25 protein-coding genes, 3 tRNA genes and 2 pseudogenes are annotated in these 26,748 nt (G+C 22.9%); 10 read left to right on the plus strand and 20 right to left on the minus strand.

The features are described from left to right. Positions 1–35 precede the first annotated feature (35 nt). Positions 36–339: pseudogene (locus ACOI1G_RS00790) on the plus strand (DUF496 family protein). A gap of 8 nt (positions 340–347) precedes the next feature. On the opposite strand, the gene ACOI1G_RS00795 reads toward ACOI1G_RS00790, so the two are convergent. After that, a tRNA-Asn gene (locus ACOI1G_RS00795) sits at positions 348–420 on the minus strand. 129 nt (positions 421–549) lie between these two features. Between ACOI1G_RS00795 and ACOI1G_RS00800 the strand changes: the two genes are divergently transcribed. Both ACOI1G_RS00800 and pyrE read left to right on the plus strand, forming a co-directional pair. After that, positions 550–622 (plus strand) — tRNA-Ile (locus ACOI1G_RS00800). 44 nt (positions 623–666) lie between these two features. Beyond that, complete coding sequence (gene pyrE, locus ACOI1G_RS00805; RefSeq protein WP_422667439.1) at positions 667–1,323, plus strand: orotate phosphoribosyltransferase; 657 nt, start codon at positions 667–669, stop codon at positions 1,321–1,323. Here pyrE and dut read toward each other — a convergent pair. The 13 genes from dut to pgi all read right to left on the minus strand — a co-directional run bounded on the left by dut (position 1,316) and on the right by pgi (position 15,774). Next, positions 1,316–1,771 carry a dUTP diphosphatase gene (gene dut, locus ACOI1G_RS00810; RefSeq protein WP_422667440.1) on the minus strand — a complete coding sequence of 152 codons (456 nt, stop codon included), beginning with the start codon at positions 1,769–1,771 and terminating at the stop codon, positions 1,316–1,318. The genes pyrE and dut overlap by 8 nt on opposite strands. Positions 1,772–1,812: 41 nt before the next feature. Further along, positions 1,813–2,562, minus strand: a complete 750-nt coding sequence (gene cysQ, locus ACOI1G_RS00815) for a 3'(2'),5'-bisphosphate nucleotidase CysQ (protein ID WP_422667441.1) — start codon at positions 2,560–2,562, stop codon at positions 1,813–1,815. 47 nt (positions 2,563–2,609) lie between these two features. Beyond that, positions 2,610–3,062 (minus strand): 50S ribosomal protein L9, encoded by a 453-nt coding sequence (rplI, locus tag ACOI1G_RS00820; protein ID WP_422667442.1) that lies wholly within the window; start codon positions 3,060–3,062, stop codon positions 2,610–2,612. Positions 3,063–3,096: 34 nt separating this feature from the next. Then, on the minus strand, positions 3,097–3,324 hold the full coding sequence (rpsR, locus tag ACOI1G_RS00825) for a 30S ribosomal protein S18 (RefSeq protein WP_422667443.1): 228 nt from the start codon (positions 3,322–3,324) through the stop codon (positions 3,097–3,099). A gap of 49 nt (positions 3,325–3,373) precedes the next feature. Next, entirely contained in the window at positions 3,374–3,730 is a 357-nt protein-coding gene (gene rpsF / locus ACOI1G_RS00830; RefSeq protein ID WP_422667444.1) for a 30S ribosomal protein S6, read from the minus strand. 174 nt (positions 3,731–3,904) lie between these two features. Further along, complete coding sequence (gene rnr / locus ACOI1G_RS00835) at positions 3,905–6,091, minus strand: ribonuclease R (RefSeq protein WP_422667445.1); 2,187 nt, start codon at positions 6,089–6,091, stop codon at positions 3,905–3,907. Positions 6,092–6,263: 172 nt separating this feature from the next. Beyond that, a complete protein-coding gene (locus ACOI1G_RS00840) occupies positions 6,264–7,559 on the minus strand; it encodes an adenylosuccinate synthase (RefSeq protein ID WP_422667446.1) in 1,296 nt (431 codons plus the stop codon). A gap of 52 nt (positions 7,560–7,611) precedes the next feature. Next, positions 7,612–8,496: a protease modulator HflC gene (hflC, locus tag ACOI1G_RS00845; protein ID WP_422667447.1), complete on the minus strand. Its 885-nt coding sequence runs from the start codon at positions 8,494–8,496 to the stop codon at positions 7,612–7,614. A gap of 2 nt (positions 8,497–8,498) precedes the next feature. Then, complete coding sequence (gene hflK / locus ACOI1G_RS00850) at positions 8,499–9,719, minus strand: FtsH protease activity modulator HflK (protein ID WP_422667448.1); 1,221 nt, start codon at positions 9,717–9,719, stop codon at positions 8,499–8,501. Positions 9,720–9,858: 139 nt separating this feature from the next. Continuing rightward, positions 9,859–10,764, minus strand: coding sequence for a tRNA (adenosine(37)-N6)-dimethylallyltransferase MiaA (miaA, locus tag ACOI1G_RS00855; RefSeq protein ID WP_422667575.1), 906 nt, complete (start codon positions 10,762–10,764; stop codon positions 9,859–9,861). A 235-nt stretch (positions 10,765–10,999) separates the two neighbouring features. Continuing rightward, positions 11,000–12,154: a mannitol-1-phosphate 5-dehydrogenase gene (locus ACOI1G_RS00860; RefSeq protein WP_422667449.1), complete on the minus strand. Its 1,155-nt coding sequence runs from the start codon at positions 12,152–12,154 to the stop codon at positions 11,000–11,002. A gap of 33 nt (positions 12,155–12,187) precedes the next feature. Continuing rightward, a complete protein-coding gene (locus ACOI1G_RS00865) occupies positions 12,188–14,044 on the minus strand; it encodes a PTS mannitol transporter subunit IICBA (protein WP_422667450.1) in 1,857 nt (618 codons plus the stop codon). A gap of 83 nt (positions 14,045–14,127) precedes the next feature. Then, positions 14,128–15,774 (minus strand): glucose-6-phosphate isomerase, encoded by a 1,647-nt coding sequence (pgi, locus tag ACOI1G_RS00870; RefSeq protein ID WP_422667451.1) that lies wholly within the window; start codon positions 15,772–15,774, stop codon positions 14,128–14,130. Between the two features lie 164 nt (positions 15,775–15,938). On the opposite strand from pgi, the gene orn reads away from it, so the two are divergent. From orn to ACOI1G_RS00885, 3 genes are all read left to right on the plus strand, one after another. After that, complete coding sequence (gene orn, locus ACOI1G_RS00875) at positions 15,939–16,496, plus strand: oligoribonuclease (protein WP_422667452.1); 558 nt, start codon at positions 15,939–15,941, stop codon at positions 16,494–16,496. Between the two features lie 46 nt (positions 16,497–16,542). Then, positions 16,543–16,618, plus strand: a tRNA-Gly gene (locus ACOI1G_RS00880). 303 nt (positions 16,619–16,921) lie between these two features. Beyond that, positions 16,922–17,632 (plus strand): N-acetylmuramoyl-L-alanine amidase, encoded by a 711-nt coding sequence (locus ACOI1G_RS00885; protein WP_422667576.1) that lies wholly within the window; start codon positions 16,922–16,924, stop codon positions 17,630–17,632. Between the two features lie 63 nt (positions 17,633–17,695). On the opposite strand, the gene rpmE is transcribed toward ACOI1G_RS00885, so the two are convergent. Then, positions 17,696–17,908, minus strand: a complete 213-nt coding sequence (gene rpmE / locus ACOI1G_RS00890; protein WP_422667453.1) for a 50S ribosomal protein L31 — start codon at positions 17,906–17,908, stop codon at positions 17,696–17,698. Between the two features lie 359 nt (positions 17,909–18,267). On the opposite strand from rpmE, the gene hslV reads away from it, so the two are divergent. The 3 genes from hslV to ACOI1G_RS00905 all read left to right on the plus strand — a co-directional run bounded on the left by hslV (position 18,268) and on the right by ACOI1G_RS00905 (position 20,988). Continuing rightward, positions 18,268–18,798 carry an ATP-dependent protease subunit HslV gene (gene hslV / locus ACOI1G_RS00895; protein WP_422667454.1) on the plus strand — a complete coding sequence of 177 codons (531 nt, stop codon included), beginning with the start codon at positions 18,268–18,270 and terminating at the stop codon, positions 18,796–18,798. Positions 18,799–18,809: 11 nt separating this feature from the next. Then, positions 18,810–20,141, plus strand: coding sequence for an HslU--HslV peptidase ATPase subunit (hslU, locus tag ACOI1G_RS00900; protein WP_422667455.1), 1,332 nt, complete (start codon positions 18,810–18,812; stop codon positions 20,139–20,141). Between the two features lie 97 nt (positions 20,142–20,238). Continuing rightward, entirely contained in the window at positions 20,239–20,988 is a 750-nt protein-coding gene (locus tag ACOI1G_RS00905) for an FAD-binding oxidoreductase (RefSeq protein WP_422667456.1), read from the plus strand. Positions 20,989–21,299: 311 nt separating this feature from the next. On the opposite strand, the gene ACOI1G_RS00910 is transcribed toward ACOI1G_RS00905, so the two are convergent. Both ACOI1G_RS00910 and ACOI1G_RS00915 read right to left on the minus strand, forming a co-directional pair. Further along, complete coding sequence (locus tag ACOI1G_RS00910) at positions 21,300–21,422, minus strand: hypothetical protein (protein ID WP_422667457.1); 123 nt, start codon at positions 21,420–21,422, stop codon at positions 21,300–21,302. A gap of 193 nt (positions 21,423–21,615) precedes the next feature. After that, positions 21,616–21,942 carry a hypothetical protein gene (locus ACOI1G_RS00915; RefSeq protein WP_422667458.1) on the minus strand — a complete coding sequence of 109 codons (327 nt, stop codon included), beginning with the start codon at positions 21,940–21,942 and terminating at the stop codon, positions 21,616–21,618. A gap of 322 nt (positions 21,943–22,264) precedes the next feature. Here ACOI1G_RS00915 and ACOI1G_RS00920 point away from each other — a divergent pair. Continuing rightward, positions 22,265–22,864 (plus strand): annotated as a pseudogene (locus ACOI1G_RS00920) (class I SAM-dependent methyltransferase); the annotation flags it as partial. 71 nt (positions 22,865–22,935) lie between these two features. Here the strand turns inward: ACOI1G_RS00920 and ACOI1G_RS00925 are convergent. From ACOI1G_RS00925 to dapF, 3 genes are all read right to left on the minus strand, one after another. After that, on the minus strand, positions 22,936–24,408 hold the full coding sequence (locus ACOI1G_RS00925) for an inorganic phosphate transporter (RefSeq protein ID WP_422667459.1): 1,473 nt from the start codon (positions 24,406–24,408) through the stop codon (positions 22,936–22,938). 106 nt (positions 24,409–24,514) lie between these two features. Further along, positions 24,515–25,732 carry an MFS transporter gene (locus tag ACOI1G_RS00930; protein ID WP_422667577.1) on the minus strand — a complete coding sequence of 406 codons (1,218 nt, stop codon included), beginning with the start codon at positions 25,730–25,732 and terminating at the stop codon, positions 24,515–24,517. A 52-nt stretch (positions 25,733–25,784) separates the two neighbouring features. Continuing rightward, positions 25,785–26,609, minus strand: a complete 825-nt coding sequence (dapF, locus tag ACOI1G_RS00935; RefSeq protein WP_422667579.1) for a diaminopimelate epimerase — start codon at positions 26,607–26,609, stop codon at positions 25,785–25,787. Between the last annotated feature and the right edge of the window lie 139 nt (positions 26,610–26,748).

Consider the following 26,748-nt stretch of genomic DNA (forward strand, 5'->3'; position numbering starts at 1 on the left):
CAAAAAAATAATTTTTTCAAAAGGTTATAAAAAATATGACTGACCTAAAAAAATCATTTCAAAATGTATTAGAATTTGTTCATAAATTTAGAAGAAACAATAAAATTAAAAAAATTTATGATATTAAAAAAAATTCGAGATAATCAAAAAAGAATTTTATTATTATGTAATTTAAATTAATATATTACATCAGAAATGAATTATGAAGAAATTAAAAAAATAATTTTTACTATGAAAAGTGATTATGAAGATAGAATTGACAATTATATTATAAATATTGCAGAATTATCAAGAGAAAAGAAAATATTATCTAAAGATTTAAAAATAATTATAAATTAAAAAATTTTCTCCTCCGACTGGATTCGAACCAGTGACATACGGATTAACAGTCCGCCGTTCTACCAACTGAACTACAGAGGAATATATATAGGTATAACAAAAAATTTTATATATGTCAATTATATATAAATATTATTTTATAATAAAAAATAAAAAAATTCTAGATTATTATAAAAAATTGATTTATAGTAAAGATAGAAAAAAAATATTGGCCCCTTAGCTCAGTGGTAAGAGCAAGCGACTCATAATCGCTTGGTCGCTGGTTCAAATCCAGCAGGGGCCAAAAAAATATAAAGTTTTATCGAAGAAATATTTTATGGATTTAAAATGGACTATAAAAAAAAATTTATTACATTATCTTTAAGAAAAAAAGCATTAATGTTTGGAAAATTTAAATTGAAATCAGGAAGAATTAGTCCATATTTTTTTAATTCTGGTTTATTATCTACTGGAAAAGATATTTTAAAAGTTGGTTTATTTTATGCTCATCTTATTGTAAATTCAAAAATTAATTTTGATCTTTTATTTGGAGCGGCATATAAAGGAATTCCTATAGTAATAGCAACATCTATTGCATTGAGTCACTACTATAATATCAATATTCCATATTCTTTTAATAGAAAAGAAAAAAAAACACATGGAGAAAAAGGACTTTTTATCGGAAAAAACGTAAAAAATAAAAAAGTAATTATTTTAGATGATGTTATTACATCTGGAATATCTATTAATCATGCTTGCGAAATAATAGAAAAACAAGGAGGATATATTTCCTCTATATTTGTATTATTAGATAGAAAAGAAAAAATAAATAAAAATTTATATATAAATACATATAATAAAAAATACAATATTAATTCCATCATTACAATGAAAGATATTATTTTATACCTTATCGAGAGAAAAGAATTAAAAAAAAATATCCCGGATTTAATTAAATATCTTCAAAAATATAGCATTTTTGAAAATAAAAATATCCTTATATAATACCAGAATGACCAAATCCTTGATTATAACGTATACTTTTATCAAAATTTTCTACTACACGAAAAGTAGGACGTATAATGGGAACAAATACAATTTGTGCAATTCTATCTCCTGGAATAACATAAAAATCTTTTAAGCTTCTATTCCATAAAGAAATCATTAATTCACCTTGATAATCAGAATCTATTAAACCTACTGAATTTCCTAAAATAATACCTTTTTTATGGCCTAAACCAGAACGTGGTAAAATTAATGCTGTAATATTTGGATTAGATATATATATTGCTATTCCTGTAGGAATTAAAATTGTTTGTTTTGATTTTAGTATAATTTTTTTTTGAATACATGCTCTAAGATCTAATCCAGATGAACCTAAAGTTGCATATGTTGGTAAAGAAAATAATTCTTTTATACGTACATCAATAATTTTAATTTTAATTGTATTCATAAAAATTTTTGTTTTCCATTTATCAAGATAAAATTAAAATTTTATAATACAGAAGCACAAAACCCTGAATTTAAAAATGAAGAAGAAAGTTGATAATTTAAATTATCTCCCTTCCATGTTTTAACAATTCCACCAGCGGCAATAAGAATAGCTTCACCTGCAGCAGTATCCCAAGTATTTGTATTTCCAAAACGAGGATAAATTTGTGCTTTTCCTTCTGCTATATAGCAAAATTTTAATGAAGAACCCATTTTATTTATAGTATAATCTTTTAAATTTTTTAAAAAACTATTTATTTTTTCATCAAAATGAGATCGACTAACAACAACTAATGGAATGATAGAATTAGACACTTGTATTTCTCTATTAATATTATCTTCTTCTTTCCAAGCTGTATTATACAGTGAATAATATAAAACTTTAAAAAAAGGAGCATATATTACTCCTAATATTGGAATACCATTTTCAATTAAACTAATATTTACTGTAAAATCACCATTATTATTTAAAAATTCTTTTGTTCCATCTAGTGGATCAACTAACCAATATCTTGAACATTTATAATGTAATTTAGTATTATATGATTCTTCTTCAGATATTATAGGAATATGAGGATTAATAGAAAAAAGAGAATTTTTAATTATATTATTAACTTTATAATCAACATTAGTTACTGGAGTATTATCTGGTTTGTAATATACCTTTATTCGTTCTTTATGTAAATAAAAATCCATAATAAAATGACCAGAATCTTTAGCTAAATTACAAACTTTTTTTAATATTTTTATCATTTTTCATATTATCTATCAATTTATGTGAATAATTATATAATTTATAATTAATTTTTTGATATTACATCAACTATAAACTTTTGAGATATTTCATAATGTGGTTGAAAAATAATTTCATGCAAGCCAATTTTACGCAAAGAACCATTTGGTAACTTAATCTCTTTTTTATGTACTTTAAAACCTAATAATGTTAATTCTTTAATAATACTTCGAATTCCTACTGACCCAAAAATTTTTCCTTCGCTGCCAGATTTAGAAAAAATTTTAATAGATTGTATATTTTTAATTTTTTCAGCTCTTTCTTGTGCAATAATTAATTTACTAGTCTTTTCTTGTTCTAATGCAATACGCTGAGCTTCAAATGATTCAACATTTTTTTTATTAGCTAAAATAGCTTTTCCTTTTGGAATTAAAAAATTTCTTGCATATCCAGATTTTACCCGAATACGAGTTCCAGAATTACCTAATTTATTAATGTTAGATAGTAAAATGACATCCATAAATATACTCTTTTAATATTAAATTAATTTATTTTTAATGATGCTGATCAGTATATGGAATTAGAGAAAGATAACGAGCTCTTTTAATAGCTTTAGCTAATTGTCTTTGATATTTAGCTCTTGTTCCAGTAATTCGACTAGGTACAATTTTTCCACTTTCTGTAATATAATTTTTTAATATTGAAATATCTTTATAGTCTATTTCTTGTATCCCTTCTGCAGTAAATCGACAAAATTTACGACGACGAAAATAACGTGCCATTAATATTCTCCCCAATATTATTATAATAAAAATACAATTATTTTCAAAATTATTCAGAATTTATTCTATTTTTTTCTTTCTTTTCATCTTTATTTTTAATCATTGGTGATGATTCTACTATTGCTTTTTTCATATACATAATCAGGTTTCGAATTATAGCATTATTAAAACGAAAATCTTTTTCAAGCTGATGTATAATACTAGGTAATACTTCAATATTCATTAATACATAGTGTGCTTTATGTAATTTCTTGATAGAATAAGATAATTGACGTCTTCCCCAATCTTCAATCCGATGTATAATTCCAGAATTGTCATGAATAATTTTTTTATAATTATCAATTATAGCGGGAACTTTTTCACTTTGATCAGGATGAATCATAAAAATTATTTCATAATGTCGCATAACAATGATCCTTATAAAAAATTTTAGCTTCCTTACAAGTATTATATGTATCTATTTTAAAGGAAGAGAGAAAATATTTTTTAAAATTATAGATAAAGTGTTATATATGGTATTTTAATTTTCATAAAAAATCAATATAATTTCATAGGTTTAAATAAAACTATCATAAGATCTCTATAAAGATAATTCTATTTTACGCTCATGTAAATGTATAGCAATAACTTTTACTTTTAATTTATCACCAAGACGATAAATTTTTTTATGAGATTTACCTATTAATCTTAATCTAATAGAATCAAAATAATAATAATCATCATGTAATGATGTAATATGTACTAATCCATCAATAAATAACTGATTTAAACGAACAAAAAAACCAAATGATGTAACGTTTGAAATAACACCAGTTAATATATGACCAATTTTTTTTTGCATAAAATCACATTTTAACCAGTCAACTACATCACGAACAGCATTATCAGCACGTCTTTCAGTCATAGAACAATGAATTCCTAATTGTTCTGCATCTTTTAAACTTATTAAATGCGTATTATACATATTATTTTTATTAATCAATATTTTGTTTTCTTTTAAAATTAAAAACTTAATAATTCTATGAACTAAAAGATCAGGATAACGTCTTATCGGTGAAGTAAAATGAAGATAACTTGGTAAAGATAATCCAAAATGACCACAATTTTTTGGAGAATAAACTGCTTGTTTCATAGATCGTAATAACATAATTTGAATCATTTCATAATCAGAACGAAAAGAAATTTTTTTTAATAAATGAGAATAGTCTACTGCATCTGGAATATCTCCTCCATCTAATGTTAAACCTAATTCTTTTAAAAATAAACGAAAACTGATAACATTATTTTGACTAGGTTTATCATGATTTCTAAATAAAGTAGGATATTTATATTTTTTTACTAATAATGATGAAGCAATATTAGCTAAAATCATGCATGATTCAATAAATTTATGTGCATCATTTCTAATATTTTGATAAATCTTATAAATTTTATTTTCTTTATCTAAAATAAACTTTGGTTCTATATTTTCAAAATCAATGCTTTTTTTATTTATTTTATATATATGAAATATTTTTTGTAAGTCAAATAAATTATCAATATATTTTATTATTTTTTTATACTGTATACGTAAATCAATATCTCCATTCCATATTTTAAATATTTCATTATATGTAAACCGTCCTTTAGAAGATATTATTGCTTCATAGTGTTTATAACTGATTAATTCTCCTGTAATGGATAAATGCATTTGACAAACTAAGCATAAACGCTCAACATCAGGCTTTAAAGAACATAAGTCTATAGATATTTTTTCAGGTAACATAGGAACGACTAATGAAGGAAAATATACAGAAGTACCTCTTTCAGAGGCTGCTTTATCTAAAGCTGTATTAGGTTTAACATACGCACTAACATCTGCAATAGCTACCCATAAATCCCACCCTTCTTCTGAATTATTTTTTTTTTTACAAAAAATTGCATCATCAAAATCACGTGCATCTTCATCATCTATAGTAAAAAAAGGAAGATGACATAAATCTATGCGATTTTTTCTATCACTATAACTTATATTGTTTTTAATATATAATAATTGATTTTTAACTTCTTCAGACCAACAATATGGAATGGAATGTGTTCGAAGTGCTACTTCTATTGCCAAATTTGTAGCCATCTTTTTACCTAAAACTTCTACTATTACACCTTCTATTATTTTTCTTTTTAAAGGATAATTTTTCAACTTAACTACAACAATTGATCCTACTGCAATACATTTTGGTTGAATAGAGGATGTAATAAAAATATGAAAATTAAAGCGAGTATCATCAGGAATAACAAAATTTTTTGCATTTTTAATATAATATCGACCTACAATTAAATTACTATTTGGTTTTAATATTTTTAAGACTTTTGCTGCACTACGTCCTTTTTTATCACTATCAAAAACATGCGCTAAAATAAAATCACCATGAATACATAATTTCATTTGTTCTGTAGATAACCATAAATCATCTTTTAATGTTTCTGCTCTTAGAAATCCATATCCATCTCGATGTCCTATCACTTTTCCTTGTATAGTTTTTAATTTTTCTGGAGTAATATAACATTTATTCCGGGTATAAATAATTTGGCCATCTCGTTCCATTGCCCTTAATCTTCGACGCAATGCTTTCTTTTCTTCTTTATTTTTAATATCAAAAATTTTTTCTAAATTTTTTTGAGTTGTAACATCTTTATTTTTTTTTAACCATGATGAAATATATTCACGACTAGGAATCGGATTTTTATATTTTTTTGCTTCTCTTTTTTGGTAGGGATCTACTACCATATATACTTCTCCATTTATATTATTTTATAATATATATAAAAATTATATAATAATAAAATTAATTTTTATTAATTGTATTTTAAATTTACAATATTATTACTATTTTATTAACAATATATAATGCTATATTCCTTAAATAATTATATAAAATATTTATAAAAAAATTTAACAATTAAAAAATAGAAAAATTTTTCATAAAAATAGTATGTAAACGATCAGGACCTGTAGAAATAATATCAACAGGAATTTTTGTTATTTCTTCTATTCTATGAATATAATTTTGAGCTTCTTTTGGTAAAAAATGAAATTTAGTAATACCCTTAGTATTTGTATTCCATCCTGGATGTACTTCATAAATTGGTTCTATATTTTCTAAATCATACATAGTAGGATATTTAATAATTTCTAAAGTATGTATGTTTTTATATGCTATACAAATTTTTATTTCTTTTAATCCATCTAAAACATCTAACTTAGTCAAACACAATGCTGATAAAGAATTTAAATGTACTGCACGATTTAATAATACTGCATCTAACCAACCAGTACGTCTTTTTCGACCAGTAGTAGATCCAAATTCCTGACCATAATTAGAAAAATGTTTATCTATATGATCAAATAATTCTGTTGGAAAAGGTCCGTAACCAACTCTCGTAGAATATACTTTTGTAACTCCTAATATATAATGAAAGTTTTTTGGACCTAATCCTGTACCAGTTATTACACCACCTATAGTACTATTAGACGAAGTAACATATGGATATGATCCATTATCAATATCTAAAAAACTGCCTTGCGCACCTTCAAAAATAATATTTTTTTTATTTTTTATTATTGTATGTAAAATATGTGTAGTATCCTGAATCATATCATGAAAAAAATCTATTATAGGTAGCAAATTTTTAAAAATTTTTTTATAATCAATAGCGGGAAAATTATAAAAAGATACTAATTGATGATTGTAATATTCTACTATTTCTTCTAATTTAATATATAATTTATCTCTATTTTTTAAATCACCGACAAGTAAAGCCCGACGAGATATTTTATCTTCATATGCAGGACCAATTCCTCTACCTGTTGTTCCTAGTGCTTTACGACCTAATTTTTTTTCTCGAGCAATATCCATATCAATATGATATTTTAATATTAAAGGAGAAGAATTAGAAATAAAAATACGATTTTTTACAAAAAAACCATTTTTTTCTAACATTTTTACTTCATTAAATAATGCAATTGGAGAAACAACTACACCATGAGAAATAATACCAATAACATTATTATGTAATAATCCAGATGGAATTAAATGGAGAATGATTTTTTCTTTATTAATTACTAATGTATGACCTGCATTATGACCACCTTGATATCGAACTACATAAGAATTAGATTTAGTTAAAACATCAACAATCTTTCCTTTACCTTCATCACCCCATTGTGTTCCTAATATCACAATATTTTTATTCATATTCTAATACCTATTTTTACTAATTCTTATCATTATATTGTTTTTATAAAAATTAATTTATAATATTATTTTTTTTTGTATGTACTGAAAAAAAATCACTATCTATATTTAATATAATGACATTATTATTTTTTTGAAAAATATTTTCATATGCACGCAAACTACGTATAAATAAATAAAAATCTGGTTCTTTACTAAAATTTTTTGCAAATAATTTAGTCACTTTTGCTTCTGCTTGACTTCTAATAATTAAAGCTTTTTTTTCTGATTTTGCTAAAATAATAGATATTTTATAATCTGTATACGAACGTAATTTTTTTTCTTTTTCATATCCTTCAGAACGTTTATTTTGTGCTATCAATTCTTGTTCTAAATTCATACGATTATAGATGGTGTGATACATTGATTCTGAAAAATTAATTTTTTTAATACGAAAATCTAAAACATTAATCCCTAATACAGATATTGTATTAATATTATTTAATATACAGCATGTTAATCTTGTATCTGCATGAGAAATAATATCTTTTATATCAACATTGCTAGCATATAAACGCAATTGATCATTGATATAATGTTTTAATAACGTTTCTATTTGCCAGATCTTTTTACCTTCGGTATTAAGATAATAACGACTAAAATCACTAATTTTCCATCTTACATATGATTCAATGATAATTTCTTTTTTGTCTTTTGTTACTACATGATCTAATTCGTTATTAATTGTATGTATACGAGAATCTAATATTTTAACTGTATCTAAAAATGGCCATTTAAAATGTAATCCTGGAGTATATACAACAGTTTTATTTGTATTATTCCGTAAAACTTTGCCAAATTGTAATATAATTCCACGTTCTCCTTCTTGTATAACAAAAAAAGAAGAGAAAACAAATAAAAATAATAGACTAAATAAACTAAGGAAAAATTTACTCATATTTATTTTTTCTCTGAATTTTTAATATAATTATGTATAGAGTTTACATGATATTGTTCGAAAATCTCATTAGGAAAAAATAAAGAAAGATTATTTTTATTTTTTTGAGTTAAATTAATATTATGTTTATGAGGTTTAATATAATATTTAATAGGATTAAAAATTAATGGCATATTATCTAAAGAATTATTAATAGATAAAAATATATTATTTTTTCCATTAATTAAAATTTTTCTAGTATTACCTAATATTTTTTCCATAGATTCCAAATATAAACGTTGAAGAGTTATTTTTTTAGATAATTTATATGCTGGTAATATAGTTAAAAATTGTTCTACTTCTCCTTCTGCTGCTATAATAATACGCGATGCATATATTTTTGCTTTTTGAATAATTTTTTCTGCTTTTACATTAGTTTGAAATATCATTTTTCTACAATATATTTGAGCTTCACGTATATGTTGATTATAATTTTCACTAGCAATAATAGCATGATTAAATGAAGACTTAACTTTTTCTGGAATAGAAATCATACGAACATTAACATCTAATATTCTAATTCCCATATTATATGGTTTAATTATATTTTCAATACCTTTACGAATCTCGTCTCTAATCCATTTATGTTCTTTAGTAAAGATATGATTTATATCAATATTACCGATGATATTACGTACTATACTATCTGTAGATTGATGTAAACTATCATCTGGATGTGATAAAGAAAATAAATAATGTACAGGATTATTAATTTTATATTGAATGTTCATCGATACACGAACAATATTTTCATCAGATGTTAACATTAATCCCGTTGTAGTTAACTCGCGCATAATATTTATATTAACAACTTTTATATTATTAATAAAAACAGGCCGCCAATGTAATCCTGGCGTAACTATCTTACTAAATTTACCAAAAGTAGTAATTACACCTCGTTCATTTTCTTTAATAGTATAAAAACCATGAAAAAACCAAATAAAAAAACTAATAAAAATTATAATAAAAATCGGATTAATACTATTCTTTGATAATTTTGAAGAATTATGCTTATTAGTGATAGTATCTCCAATTTTATATAAAAAATCTTTCATATCTGTTGAATGATTTTTTTTAATTATTTTCTTTTCATCAGTATGATTTTCAAAATTTTTATCATTCTTTTTCTTTTTACCCCAAGGATCAATATCAGACTCATTATCATTTGGTGTATTCCAGACCATATAATGCCTCATATATCATTATTTTGTATCACTCTAATTAATTATAAAATATTATTATAATAATTAGATCTATTCTATATTAAAAATACTTAAAATATAGTTTTTTAAGATACTTTTAAAAACAATGAATTATATATTATCATAATATATAATTTATTTTCTTAAGAATATCTAAAATTATTTTAACTGATAAATTAAAGTCTTGATTATCCAATATATAAATGTCTTTCCATTTTTTTAACCAAGTAAATTGATGTTTTGCTAATTTTTTAGTAGCATGAATAATTTTATACAACATTTCTTGGAAACTAGTTTTATATTCAAGATATTCCCACATTTGACGATAACCTATACACCGAATAGATTGTAACTCCACGTTTAAATCTCCTCGATAATATAATTTTTCTACTTCTTTTTGAAATCCAGAAGATAACATATGATCTAGACGAATTTTTATTTTATTATACAACCATTTTTTATTTGGTGGCATCATTGCAAATTGTAAAACGTTATATGGAAAGACATTACTTTTATTCTGAGTTAATTCAGTTAATGTTTTTCCAGAAATAAAAAAAACCTCTAATGCTCTTAATACTCTTTGTATATCATTTGGATGAATTCGTATAGCAGAAATTGGATCAATGATTTTTAATTTATCATGTAAACAATTTTTGTTATAGTTTTCTTGCAAAATATATTTACGAATATTAACATTTGATTCTGGTAAAATAGATAATCCATTTAATAATGCTTTATAATAAAACATTGTTCCTCCAACAAGACAAGGAATTTTACCAGATTTAATAATATTTATAATTATTTTTAAAGCATCTCTTTGAAATTCTGCAACAGAATAATTTTCACTTGGATCTTTTATATTTAATAAATGATGAGGATGATTAGATAAATCAGAAAAACTAGGTTTTGATGTACCAATATTCATATCACGATAGATTAAAGCTGAATCAACACTAATTAATTCAATAGGTAAATGTGATCTAAGATAAATAGCAAATTTACTTTTTCCACATGCTGTAGGTCCCATTAAAAAAAAATTATAGGTTTTTTCCACATTTTTATAGTATTCATAATTTAAATATATTATTGTAGTTATTATTAAATTTTTTTATTTTATTTAATAAAAAATTAATCAATATTAAATATTACTTTTATATTTTTAAAAAATAATTTAAATATATTATTTTATATTAGCAGTAATATTAAAGTATAAAGATAAACATTAATGAATATAAATTATATATATTCTTATTTTAAAATAATTATGATAACAAAACGTTATACTCCGCAATAATATCAGAAATAAAATCAGCATAATTATCTAATCTTGAAATAGTTAAAATAGATTTTTTTATACCATATTTTTTAATCATAATTCCTATTTGAATAGATTCCAAATCATTTTCATTTCGATAATATAATGCTGCTGCAATTCCTTTAATTAAATAAGAATAAGAAAAATTATATTTTATTGCTCCTAAAGCAGGTTTAAATAATCTCTCTTCTTTATCTAATTTTTGTACTGGATTACGTGCTATTCTTTTTAAAGGATCTAATAAAAAAGGATTTTTAAAACGAGATAAAACATGGTTAATATAAGAAAAATGATCATTTTTATTAAAGTTATATTTTTTAATTAAAACTTCTCCACTTTCTCTCATAGCATTTTTAACTAATTTATAGATATGATGATCTTGAATTGCTGATTGAATAGTTTCGTATCCTTGAATTAATCCTAAATATGCAGCTATGGCATGTCCTGTATTTAAAGTAAAAAGTTTTCTTTCAATATAAGATATTATATTATTCTTTAATTTCATGTCTTTAATATTAGGTATATCACCTTTAAATTGTTTAGAATTAACAATCCATTCTTGAAAATTTTCAATAATTAATAATAACATATCTTTTTCTTTAGAATATATTGAAGGTATAATACTATCAATACTACAATCTACGAAACCAATATATTTTTTTAAATAACCATGATATTGTATTGGTAAATATGAAAGAACTACTTTTTTTAAATATGAACTAGCTAAAAATTTATTTTCACAAGATATAATATTTAATGGTTTATTTGATCCTGTATCCATTTTATATATTAAACCTTTTGCAATAATAATAGCAATTTTATCTAAAATATTAAAACCGACTGCTGTTGTAATTATGGTTACGTTAGCAATAATTTTTATTATGTTTGGATTATCTATATGTATTGCACTCACATTTTTTACACATTCTATTTTATCTTGATATTCACTAACTAATCTTACATTATATTTTTTATGATAATTAATTGCATCAATTAAAAATTGATTAATATCAACAAAAATAACATTAAAACCAGAATCTGATAATAATTTTCCAATCACACCACGACCAATATTTCCAGCTCCGAAATGAAGTGATTCCATAAAAACCTTAATTATTTTGTAATGAATAAAATATTATACTTTATTAACATTTAAAAAAGATAATACTTCTTGTATATTATTAGTTTTAGATAATTTTTTAATAATTTCTTTATCATCTAATGCATTGGTAATATTACTTACTACCATAATATGTTCATTATTTCTTGCTGCAATACCAATAACTATATAAGCAATATCATCAATATCTTCTCCAAAATGTACCCCTTTTGGAAATTGACAAAAAATTACACCTGTTTTTAAAATAGAATTTTTCGATTGAATAGTTCCATGCGGTATAGCTATAGATTCTCCTAACCATGTAGAAGAGATTTTTTCACGTTCTAACATAGCATCAATATAATCTAATTTTACATAACCTTGTTCAACTAAATATTTTCCAACTAATTTTATTGCCTCTTCTTTATTGATCGCATATTGATTTAAAAAAATATTTTTTTCACTTATTATAAAAGATTTTTTTATATTTTTTATTTCATCTATATTATTACGTTTATTTTTAAAAATAATTTTCTTTTTTATTAATTCATTTATTAAACTATCATATAAACTATGATTTAAAAATGTTTTTAAAGATATATGTTGTGCATGAGGTGAATATATTTTTGCACGATGAGTTAAATGATAATGTGTAATTACTAAATCTGCATGTTTAGGTAATAAATGAATAGGCATATTAGATACAGAAATATATTTTAAATTCGCATTTTTTATTTTTTTACGCAGTAAACTTGCACCCATAGCACTAGAACCCATTCCAGCATCGCAAGCAAATATGATATTTTTAATATTAGTAAATGAAATTCCGCGAAAATAATCACTTTTTTGTAGTTGTTCAACATTTTTATTTTTATTATTTAATTCTATTTTAAATAATATTATAGAACTAATAAAAGATATTAAAAAAGAAAAAAAGATAGATATTATATTAGTAAAATACATTCCTTTTGGAGTCATAGCTAAAATTGATAAAATAGATCCAGGTGATACTACTGATACCAATCCACCATGTAAAAAAACCAATAAAAATACTCCTGTCATACCACCTAAAATTAAAGAAATAATTAATTTTGGCTTTATTAAAACATAAGAAAAATAAATTTCATGTACTCCACCTAAAAATTCAATTAACGCCGCTCCTCCTGCTGTTTTAGAAAATTCTCCTTTTCCATAAAAAAACCAAGCCAACAATATACCTAATCCAGGTCCTGGATTCGATTCTATTAAAAAAAATATAGAACTATTATTATTAATAATCTCTTGAATACCTAGAGGAGATAAAATACCATGATTAATTACATTATTTAAAAAAAATATTTTAGCAGGTTCAATAAAAATTGAAATTAAAGGCAATAATTTATAAGATATTATAATTTTAATAATATAATTTAAATTTTGAGAAATTAATTCAACTAAAGGTCCAATAAAAAAAAATGAAAAAATAGATAAAAAAATAGAGACAAAAGCAAGAGAAAAATTATTAACTAACATTTCAAAACCACTTTTAATATTTTTTTCTATTAATTTATCAAAAATTTTTATGCTCCAACCAGCTAATGGACCAACAATCATAGCGCCTAATAACATTGGCATAGTAGTACTAGTAATGACTCCTATTGTACTGATACTACCAGCTAAACCTCCTCTTTCACCACTAATTAATCGTCCTCCAGTATAACTAATTGATAAAGGTAAAAGATAATTTATTATGGGAGATATTAAATGTGATAATGACTGATTAGGAAACCATCCTAACGGCATAAAAAAAGATGTCATTATTCCTAATGTAATAAATATACTAATATTAGGCATAATCATATTACTTAAAAAACGACTAAATACTTGAATTTTCAATTTTATTAATGTAAACATAAGCAGCACTCAGATTCTGAAACAATCAGAATCAAAAAAAAAAAATAATATTTCACTCAATATTCATTGGTTATTAACATATACTATGAAAAAAATTTATAAAATTTAATAAGCCCTTGAGTGGAAACATCATAATATTCATTATTGGAATTATTATTTAAATGTGAATAAATATTTTGTGCTAATTTTTTTCCGATCTCTACACCCCATTGATCAAAACTAAAAAGATTTAAAATATAACCTTGAACAAAAATTTTATGTTCATATAAAGCAATTAATGATCCTAAATTATACGGTGTAATTTTTCTTATTAATATAGAATTAGTTGGTTGATTTCCTTGGCAAATTTTAAAATTTAATATTTTTTTTATGTCTTTATTTGTATCTTGCAAGAAATGTAAATCTTTCATTAAATCATCTCTTGTTTGACCAAATGCCAGAGCTCGAGTTTGTGCTAAAAAATTAGATATTAACTTTAAATGGTGTTTTCCTAATTTATTATGTGATATGATTGGTGCAATAAAATCACATGGAATTAATTTAGTACCTTGATGTATTAATTGATAAAATGCATGCTGACCATTAGTACCTGGTTCACCCCAAATAATAGGACCAGTATCATATAATATTTTATTTCCATTTCTATCAATAGATTTTCCATTAGATTCCATATTAGCTTGTTGAAAATAAGCTGGAAGACGATGCATATATTGATCATATGGAAGCATTGCCTCAGTCTCAGAACGAAAAAAATTAGTATACCAAATACTAATTAAAGCTAATAATACAGGAATATTTTTATTAAAATCTGTTTCATAAAAATGATTATCCATAGCATGAGCGCCATCTAAAAATTTTTCAAAATTATGAAATCCAATTGATAAAATAATAGACAAACCAACAGAAGACCACAAAGAAAAACGACCACCAACCCACTCCCAAAATGGAAAAATATTTTTTATATTAATTCCAAATTTTAAAACATTTTCTATATTTGATGATAATGCAATAAAATGTTTATCTAAAAAATTTTTATTTTTAAAATAATATAACATCCATGTTTTAGCACTATTTGCATTAGTCATTGTTTCTTCTGTTGTAAACGTTTTAGACGCAATTAAAAATAATGTTGTTTCAGGATCTACTTTTTTAAATACTTCAGAAAGATGAGTGCCATCAATATTAGAAACATAGTGCATATTCAAATGATTTTTATATGGACGTAATGCTTCTGTAACCATATAAGGTCCTAAATCAGAACCACCAATACCAATATTCACAATATCAGAAATAGCTTTTCCACTATAACCTTTCCACTGTCCATTAATAACTAATTTTGAAAAATCTTTCATTTTTTTTAATACAATATTAATTTCTGTCATTATATTAGTATTATCAACTATAATTTTATAATTAGTACGATTACGTAATGCTATGTGTAATACAGATCGATTTTCTGTCTTATTAATTTTATCGCCAGAAAACATGGATTGTATTCCATCTTTTAATTTTGTTTCATTCGCTAAATTTATAAGTTTTTTTATAGTTTCTTCTGTAATACGGTTTTTTGAAAAATCAATTAACATTTCGTCTTTAAATTTAATAGAGAATTTTTCAAAACGATTGTTATCAATCGAAAATAAATGTTTTAAATGAATATTTTTGATTTCTTGAAAATGATTTTTTAAATCATTCCAAGATTTAGTAAACATACAATTAATATTTTTCATAAAAAATCAGATCTCATTATAATAAATAATATTTGTTCTAATTATAATTGTTATTAATTACACTGTGATAAAAAAATTTTTCACAGTAAATATATATATATATATATTAATTACATAAATATATCGTATAATTATATATTCATCATACTTTAATATATAAAAAAATGAAAAAAAATAAAAATAATCTTATATGGATTGATTTAGAAATGACTGGACTAAATCCAAAAATTCATCATATTTTAGAAATAGCTACATTAATTACAGATATAAATTTAAATATTATATCAGAAGGTCCAGTGATCGCTATATATCAAAAAAAGAAAAACCTTTTATTAATGAATAAATGGAATGAAAAAACACATACTCAAAATGGTTTAATCACACGGGTTCAAAAAAGTCTTTATAATGAAAAAAAAGCTGAATATGCAACTATATCATTTTTAAAAAAATGGGTTCCAAGTCAAACATCTCCCATTTGTGGAAATAGTATTGCACAAGATCGTCGATTTTTATTTAAATACATGCCAGATTTAGAAAAATATTTTCACTATCGCTATATAGATGTAAGTACTATTAAAGAATTAGCTTATCGTTGGAATCCTTCTATTTTAAAAAAAATACATAAAAAAAATACACATAATGCTTTAGAAGATATATATGATTCTATAATGGAACTAAATATTTATAAAAAAAATTTTTTTAAAAGAAAGCTTGAAAAATAAATTTTATCTCTATAAAATATAAATTCGAGAAAATTATTATAATATTGCGGAAATAGCTCAGATGGTAGAGCACAACCTTGCCAAGGTTGGGGTCGCGAGTTCAAATCTCGTTTTCCGCTCCATCCAATTTTTATACAAAAATAAAAAATTTTTAATATATCAACAAAAATTTGAGAAAAAATATGATTTTTAATTATTGTTTTAAAGGAATTCTATTAATTACTTTATTTTTTTCAATGTATGTATATAGTAATAAAAAACAAAATAATATAAAATATCAAGAAAAAAATAATTTTTTTTTAAAATAACCCAATCACAATACATCATCAATAAAAAAAATAAAAAATTTTCTAAAATATCTTACACTTCTATCAATAACCAACTCCCTGAAAAAAAAATAAATAGTTATATCAATGTAAAAAAAAATAACAATCATACTGGATGCAGGACATGGTGGAATTGATCCAGGAGCAATAGGATTTTTAGGATTACAAGAAAAAAAAATTACGATTAAAATCGTATCAAAAATTAATAAATTATTTAAAAAAAATAATCTTTTTAAAATATTATTAACACGAAATAATGATTATTTTATTTCATTAAATAATAGAAAAAAGTTATTTTGTAATCAAGAAATAGATTTATTAATATCCATCCATATAGATTCAGCAAAAAAAAAATCTGTATCAGGAGCATCAATATCGATGATTTCTAATAATCGAATACATCGAGAAATTAACAATTATTTAAAATATCAAAAAGATATTTTATTTTTTCCTGATAATATTAAAAAATTTTTAGAAAATACAAAAAATAATATTTATTTAAAAAAAATTATTCTTGATTTACAATTTAATAATTTTAAAAAAATTGAACATAATATATCAAATAAAATTTTTAAAGAATTAAAGAAAATAACAAAATTACATAGAGCATATCCTTATTATTCAAGTTTAGGAATATTAAGCGCTATTAATATGCCTGCTTTGTTAATCGAAGTAGGATTTATTACTAATCTAGAAGAAGAACAAAAATTACAAACGGAAAAATATCAAAATGAAATAGCTAATTCTATTTTTATAGCTTTAAAAAATTATTTTAATGATTCATATTTAAAATATAAAGTAAATATATGAAAATAAATTTTTAAGCATCTAAAAAAAATTTAAAGATGCTTAAAACAATTATTACATTAAAAATTAATTATTTTTAGCAAAATTAAAGCGTTTTTTAAATCTTTCAACACGACCTCCAGTATCAACAATTCTTTTCTTACCTGTATAAAATGGATGACATTTAGCACAGATATCTAAAGTTAAATTATGATTAAGGGTAGAAAAAATTTCAATTACATTTCCACAAGAACATGTAGCTTTTATTTTTATGTAATGTGGATGAATACTTTTTTTCATTATAATAATCCTATATTAGATATATTTTTTATATAAGATTATCATGAATATAGTAAGATAAATTAAATTTTTTAATTAAATTAATAATATTTTATAATATGTATAAAATATAGATATATTTATCAATTAACTTTTATTTTTAAGAATAAAATAAAAAAGATAAGATTTAAAACATATTAAAAATAAAAAATTTTATAATTATGAATATAGAAGATATTATTATCTAATTTTATTTTATATTAATATAATATAAAAATATTTCATTAATAAATAAAACAAAAAAATATTATTTTTCTATATAATAAAAAAATAATATTAAATATAACTATAAGATTAAAGATATTCTAAGAGGCTCTCTTGTGACAACAATATTAAGTGTAAGATTAAATAATAAAGTAGTAATTGGAGGTGATGGACAAGCAACATTAGGTAATACAATTATGAAAAGTAATGTTAAAAAAATTAGATCTCTTTACTATGAAAAAGTAATTGCTGGTTTTGCTGGTAGTACTGCAGATTCCTTCACTTTATTTGAATTATTTGAAAAAAAGCTAGCAATGTATCAAGGTCAATTACAACGTGCAGCTATTGAACTAGCAAAAGATTGGAGATCTGATAAAATATTACGAAAATTAGAAGCTTTATTAGCAGTAGCTGACAAAGATAATTCTTTAATCATTACAGGTAATGGTGATGTTATACAACCTGAAAATGATTTAATTGCTATTGGATCAGGAGGTTCTTATGCTCAATCTGCTGCACGAGCATTATTAGATAATACTAATCTAGATGCATATAATATTGTAAAAAAATCATTGAATATTGCTGCAAATATTTGTATTTATACTAATCACACTTTTACTATAAAAGAATTATTTTCAGAAAAGTAAGGATTATCTCTATGTCTGAAATGACTCCTCCTCAAATTGTTTTAGAACTTGATAAATTTATTATCGGTCAAGATAAAGCAAAACGAGCTGTATCAATTGCATTAAGAAACCGATGGCGTCGTATGCAACTAAATAGTGAATTACGACATGAAATTACACCTAAAAATATTTTGATGATTGGTCCCACTGGGGTTGGAAAAACAGAAATTGCTCGACGTTTAGCAAAATTAGCTAACTCTCCTTTTATTAAAGTTGAAGCAACAAAATTTACTGAAGTAGGCTATGTAGGAAAAGAAGTTGATTCTATCATTCGTGATTTAACAGATGCTGCAATCAAAATGATAAGAATAAGAAATATAAAAAAAAATAAATTACAAGTAACAGATATTGTTGAAGACAGAATATTAAATATTCTTATTCCAACGCCAAAAAGTAATTGGACAGAAAATGAAAGAAAAGAAAGTCTCTCTAAAACAATTCAAATATTTCGAAAAAAATTAAGAGAAGGAGTATTGGATGAAAAAGAAATAGAAATTAGCCTTTTAACAAATTCTATGGGGGTAGAAATTATGGCACCTCCAGGAATGGAAGAATTAACTAATCAACTTCAATCTTTATTCCAAAATTTAGGAAATCAGAAAAAAAATACTAGACGTTTAAAAATTAAAGATGCAATTATATTATTAACAGAAGAAGAAGCTTCAAAATTAATAAATCAAGAAGAAATAAAAAAAGAAGCAATTCATGCAGTAGAACAAAATGGTATAGTTTTTATTGATGAAATTGATAAAATATGTAAAAGAGAAAATGCTTCTGGTCCAGATGTTTCTCGAGAAGGAGTACAAAGAGATTTACTTCCTTTAATTGAAGGATGTACTGTATCTACAAAATATGGAATGGTTAAAACAAATCATATTTTATTTATTGCATCAGGAGCTTTTCAAACATGTACACCATCTGATTTAATTCCTGAATTACAAGGACGTTTACCTATCCGAGTAGAATTACAAGCATTGACTATTAATGATTTTGAAAGAATTTTAACTGAACCTACTGCATCTATTACTACTCAATATAAAGCATTAATGGCTACAGAAAAAGTAGATATTAATTTTACAAAAGAAGGAATTCGTAATATTGCTGAAGCAGCGTGGAAAGTAAACGAATCTATGGAAAATATTGGCGCACGTCGATTACATACTATATTAGAAAAATTAATGGAAGATATATCTTTTAATGCAAATAATAATATAGGAAAATCAATCAAAATTGATTCAAATTATGTATCAGAACATTTAGATCAATTAATATCAAATGAAGATCTTAGTCGTTTTATTTTATAACCTATTAATTTATTTATCCATTTTAGAATTTTCTAAAATGGATATTTTATTTTATTAACATATATTTTCTGTTTTTCCGTATAAAGAGATGTTTATCATGAATCCTTGGATTAATGCAAATGTTATAATGAATAAAAAATGGACTAATAATTTATTTAGTCTTTTTTTACATGCATCTATTTCTCCTTTTTATGCAGGACAATTCAACAAATTAGCACTATATGATAAAAATAATAAAAAAATACAAAGAGCATATTCATATGTTAATGCTCCAAGCAATAAAAACATAGAAATTTATATCAATCGTATATTAAACGGAAAATTTAGTAATTATTTGTATAATTTAAAAGATGGAGATAATATTTTAATTAAAAAAAATTCATTTGGATTTTTTACTCTAAATGAAATACCGGATTGTAAAAAACTATGGATGTTTGCAACAGGGACGGCAATTGGTCCTTATTGTTCCATATTACAAGAAGCTAAAAATGTTAATCGATTTAAATATATTATTTTAATATATGCTGTACGATATCAAAATGAATTAAATTACTTACCATTAATAAAACAATTATGTCAAAAATTTAATGGAAAATTAAAAATTCAAACTATTGTTAGTAGAGAAAAACATAATAATTCTTTACAAGGAAGAATTCCTTTTTTATTAAAAAATCAAGAATTAGAAAATAGTGTTGGTTTTAAATTAAATAATCAAGATTCACATGTAATGCTGTGTGGAAATCCCAATATGATTAAAGACACATATACATTATTAAAAAATACTAAAAATATGAAAAAACATTTACGTCGTATTCCTGGTCATATTACCACAGAAAATTATTGGTAAAAATATTATTACTAATTATTATTTTATCTTATTAAAAATCAATTTTCTATTTTTACAATTAAATAAGATTTATTATTTATTTCAATAGGATATATAATATATCCTATTGGGTATTTTATAAAATATAAAAATACAAAATTTATCATTAATTTTAAAAAATTTATATTTTTCTAATATTATTATATATACTAACTGCACTATCTTTTTGAAAAAGATAGAACAGTTAATATTAATAAATCATTTTATATATTTATCATATATAAATATACTTTTTAAATTACATTTAAAATAAAATATTATTAAATTTCATTTTATTGTTTTTTAAAAAATTGATTAATAAAATTTTTAAAAATAACCTGACCATTATCAATTACTTTTAAAAAATCCTTAGTATATTGTGACATAACATCAAAAGAATTTTTTGCAAGATTCATTATAAATTCACAAGTATCATGAAAGAAATTTTTTATTGTAGTATTGTTAGATAAATTAGAGATAAATTCTTGAATTTTTTGAAAGGTTTGTAATGCAGAATCTTTGATGCTAGAAATAAAAGAAGTGAATGTATCTTTAAAATTTGTTTTATCAATTATTTTTTCTAGATAGTTAAGTATATCTTTAAATATTTTAGGTATTTCTATAAAAAAAAATTTTTTCGATATTATCGTTTTTCATACTATCTATTTTTTCAATTTTTTTTTGAATCATATCTTTCATGTTATCATCAACTTGATTTTTTTCTGGTTTTAATACATCATGTGACTTTGTTTTAGTCTCATCATTTTTATTTGTATTTTTATGATCTTCATTTAATGAAACTGTATAACTAAGATCATTTTTATTTTTTATATCTTTTGATTCATTTTTTGTACTATTGTTTACTTTATTATCAATATGGTGATTATTTAAAATTTTTTTTTCACTATTTTGACTTACTACAGAAATCTCTGACATTATTTTAAATCTCCTTGAATTTTTTAATATATATTATTAATAATATATATGAAGTAAAGTATAAAATGTAAAATTTATGTTAATTTTAATATTATATTAAAAATTTACTTAATTTTATCATTCTATACTAAAAATATATAAAAACAATAAAAATATATCATATTTTTAATTAAAATGTAAAATATTTTATTTTAAAGTAATATTAAGAAAATATCACTACAAGAATAATTAAAATATATTTATTGAAAAATATAAAAATACTCTGATGTCATATTAATATATAATTATTTTTTAAAATTATATAATTATTAGAATATTATTACAACATATGATTAAAATTAATTTTATTTCAAAAAAAAATAATTATCGATGTTTTTATTCAAATAGAAAAAATGAAATTATTGCTAAAGCAGTTGGAATAAAAAAAAATTATTTTCCTTTAGTGTTAGATACTACTGCAGGATTGGGTAGAGATGCTTTTATATTATCTTTTTTAGGTTGTCATGTAATTATGATAGAACGTCATCCAGTGATAATAAAATTATTACAAGAAGGTTTAAAAAAAGCATATGAAGATGAAAAAATAGGATTTTGGTTAAAAAAAAGATTACATTTAATTCATGAAAATAGTATGAATATGTTATCATTATCCATTCCTCAACCCGATGTTATTTATTTAGATCCTATGTATCCACTTCGTAAAAAAAAATCTTTACCAAAAAAAGAAATACAATTTTTTCAAAAATTAATAGGAAATGATAAAGATTCATATCAGTTACTTAATATTGCTAAGAAATTAGCAAAAAAAAGAATTGTTGTTAAAAGACCATACTATGCTAAAAAAATTTCTACAGATAAAGTAGATTTTATCATTAAAAGCAAGAAACATCGATTTGATATATATCTTCCTTCAAAAAAATAAAATTTTTTAAAAATAGGAGTACATAATAATTATACGTACTCCTATAAAAAATATTTGCAGAATTATATCTACTATATTAAACAAAGCATAACCCAATATAAAAAACCAGATAATAAAATTGAAACTGGTAAAGTTAAAATCCATGCAAGAGCAATATTTCTTATTGTATGTAATTGAATCCCATCACTATCAATTAACATAGTTCCCGCTACTGAAGATGATAAAATATGTGTGGTAGACACTGGAATTCCTGTGTAACTAGCAATTCCAATAGAACAAGCAGTAGTAATCTGAGCAGACATGGCTTGTGCATATGTCATTCTTTTTTTTCCTATTTTTTCACCTATTGTTATTACAATACGTCTCCAACCTATCATTGTACCTAATGATAAAGATGAAGCAATAATAAATATAACCCAAATAGGTGCATATTCAATTGTAATTAATATATCTTTTCTCCAACTATTTAAAGAAGATTGATCTGTTTTATTTAAATTAAATAATTTTGTTATATCATTAATAGTATTTGCAATACACAATAAATTATGTCGTAATGCAATTTTTTTTTCTTTATTTAAAAAATGATAATTAGATATGTTGTGAAGTAATAGTTGTGTTTTTTTTATATTTTTTATAATATTATTATGATGACAATTAATAAATGATTTTTCAATAATATTTTTTTTTTCTTCTATTTTTTTAAATTCAATCATATGATTTAAATAATATTTTTCTAAATTATTTATTGCATTTCGTGTATATATTATATCATTACTATTAGAATTTAAATTAACTAAAAAAGAAGATGGCATGACACTAATTAATATAAGCATTATTAACCCAATGCCTTTTTGACCATCATTCGCTCCATGAGCGTAACTTACACCAATTGATGAAAGAATTAAGATAATACGAATAAAAAATGGAGGATTTTTTTTTCCATCAATTTTTTTACGTTCTAATGGTGTCATATGTATACGATAAAATTTTGTATTAGTACTAAAAAAACACCTTAAACAAAAAATAAAAATACCAGAAATTACTAACCCAATAACAGGAGATAAAATAAGAGATAAAAAAATACTAATCATTTTAGATGCATTAAATACATCAATACAAGAAGAACCTTGAATAAAAGAATTAATCAAACTTACTCCAATAATTCCTCCAATTAAAGAATGAGAACTTGATGCTGGCAAACAAAAATACCAAGTAGATAAATTCCATATTATTGCTGATAATAATATAGAGAATACCATAGAAAGAGTATTTAATGCATTATTCATTAATAATAGATTATCAGGTAATAAATGAACAATTGCATAAGAAACGGTTAATCCTCCCAATAAAACACCTAAAAAATTAAAAATACCAGATATAAAAACAGAAAAATTAGCAGATATAGAGCGAGTATAGATCAAAGTTGATACTGAATTTGCTGTATCATGAAAACCATTTATTACTTCATAAAATAAAATCAGTAATACTGTTAATAAAACAAATAAACTATAATTCAAATCAGAATAAAAAAATAAATCTAGCATAATATTTAAGCCATTTAAATGAATTGAATGAAGCTTATTATCTGTCAGAAAAATATTAATTTTCTGAACACGAGTCTAAATCATGCATTAAGATTCAAAATTTTTATTATTTATTGTTATTTTTTAGCTGATAAGATAAAAAAATTCCGAATATTAACATGGTTATGATAAAAATAGAAATACCAAGCCATTGAGAAAAAAACCAAAAAAATCCACCAAATGTACCAAAAATACTCGAACCTAGATAATAAAAAAATAAATATAAGGATGTTGCTTGTACTTTTGCAATATGTGTACAAGAACTAATCCAACTGCTCACTACAGAATGAGAGGCAAAAAAACCGCCTGAAAATAATATTAGACCAAAAATAATAATTAATAAATGATTTTTTTGTGTAACAATTACACCAGTAATCATTAAAAATAATGCTATAGTAAGAATATGATTACGATGATATTTTTGTATTAATATACCAGCTTTTGGAGAACTATATACTCCAGTTAAATAAATAATTGATAAAAATCCAATACTAGAAGGACATAAAAAAAAAGGTGTTAACATTAAACGATAACCAATATAATTAAAAATGGTAACAAAACTACCCATTAAAATAAATCCTATTAAAAAAAGAATAAATAGCTTAGGATTAATTAAATGAGAATAAAAGTTTTTTAAAAATATGCGTATATCTATAGAAATAGAATTAAAATTACGTGATGGAGGTAATAAATATAAAAAAAAACAAGAGGATAAAAAAGAACAAAATCCAATAATCATTAAAGCAATATGCCAAGAAAAATATTCTGATAATATGCTACTCATTAATCTTCCAGAACATCCACCAATTGTATTACCACTAATATACAAACCCATCGAAAAAGAAAGAGAACTGGGATCAATTTCTTCGCTAATATATACCATTGCAACTGAAACAACTCCACTTAAAGAAAATCCTGTTAAAGCTCTAAATAAGACAATATCCGCCCAATTATTCATATAAGAACAGAGTATAGTTAATATAGCAGAAATTAAAAGAGAAGAAGACATGATAAATTTTCGACCCATAACATCCGATAAAGGTCCAGTAAATAACATTCCTATGGCCATCATTGCAGTCGCTGCTGAAAGTGATAAACTACTTTCAGCAGGAGTAAGTAAAAATTGTTTAGAAAAAACAGGTAAAATAGACTGAACACAGTATAAAATAGAAAATGTTGAAAAACCCCCTAAAAAAAGAGATAGAATTACCTGATTAAATTTCTTTGTGCCTTTTTGAATATATTCTTTTTTTTTCAAATCTATTCTTTTTTTTTCTACAAATATCAAAATCAACCTCTTTCTTAAAATAAACGCTATTATTTTTTAAATAATATATTTATATATATATAGTACCGTCATAAATATGCTCAGCAGGACCAGTCATATATAAAGGATGTCCAAAACCTGCCCAATGAATTGTTAAACTACCGCCTAATAAATCAACTTGAACTTTATTATGCAATATATTACGGGCAATTCCTGCAGCTACAGAAGCACAAGCAGCACTTCCACAAGCTTGAGTTTCCCCTACATCACGTTCATATACTCGTAATTTAATATGCATTTTATTAATAATTTGCATAAAACCAACATTTATTCCTTTAGGAAAAAAAGCACTTTTTTCCAATTTTTTTCCTATTTTTTTAACAGGTGCACTATCAATACAATTAACTTGAATAATACAATGTGGGTTTCCCATGGAAACTATACTACATTTTATATTTTCATTAAGAAAATAAATTAAAAAATTATGAATAATTATATTTTTTAATAATGGCATATTGTTTAAAATAAATGTTGGTTCATCCATATTAACTGTAATAAAATTATTTGAAAAATAAGTAATTTTTAAGTGTTTTAATTTAGTACTTACAGAAATATTATTTTTTTTAGTTAATTTTTTAATTTTTATAAATAATCCAAAACATCGTGCACCATTTCCACATTGTTCTACTTCATTTCCATTTGCATTAAAAATTCGATAATGGAAATCAAAAATAGGATTCTGTGGTTTTTCTACAAAAAGTAATTGATCAAAACCAATACCTCTGTGTCGATCAGATAATTTTTTAATCTCAGACGAAGATAAAAAAATATTTTCATTAATACAGTTTATAATAACAAAATCATTTCCTAATCCATGCATTTTAGAAAAATTTATTTTTTTTTTATGTTTAGAATATAGATACATTTTTTTACCAAAATATGTTTGTTTTATTGAAAAAATAAAAATTTTCAATTTTATATTAGAAAATATATTATTATTGTATATTGAATAAGATTAAAAATAAAAATTGTTT

Source organism: Buchnera aphidicola (Pterocomma populeum), assembly GCF_049314985.1.
GTDB classification, from domain to species: domain Bacteria; phylum Pseudomonadota; class Gammaproteobacteria; order Enterobacterales; family Enterobacteriaceae; genus Buchnera; species Buchnera aphidicola_BQ.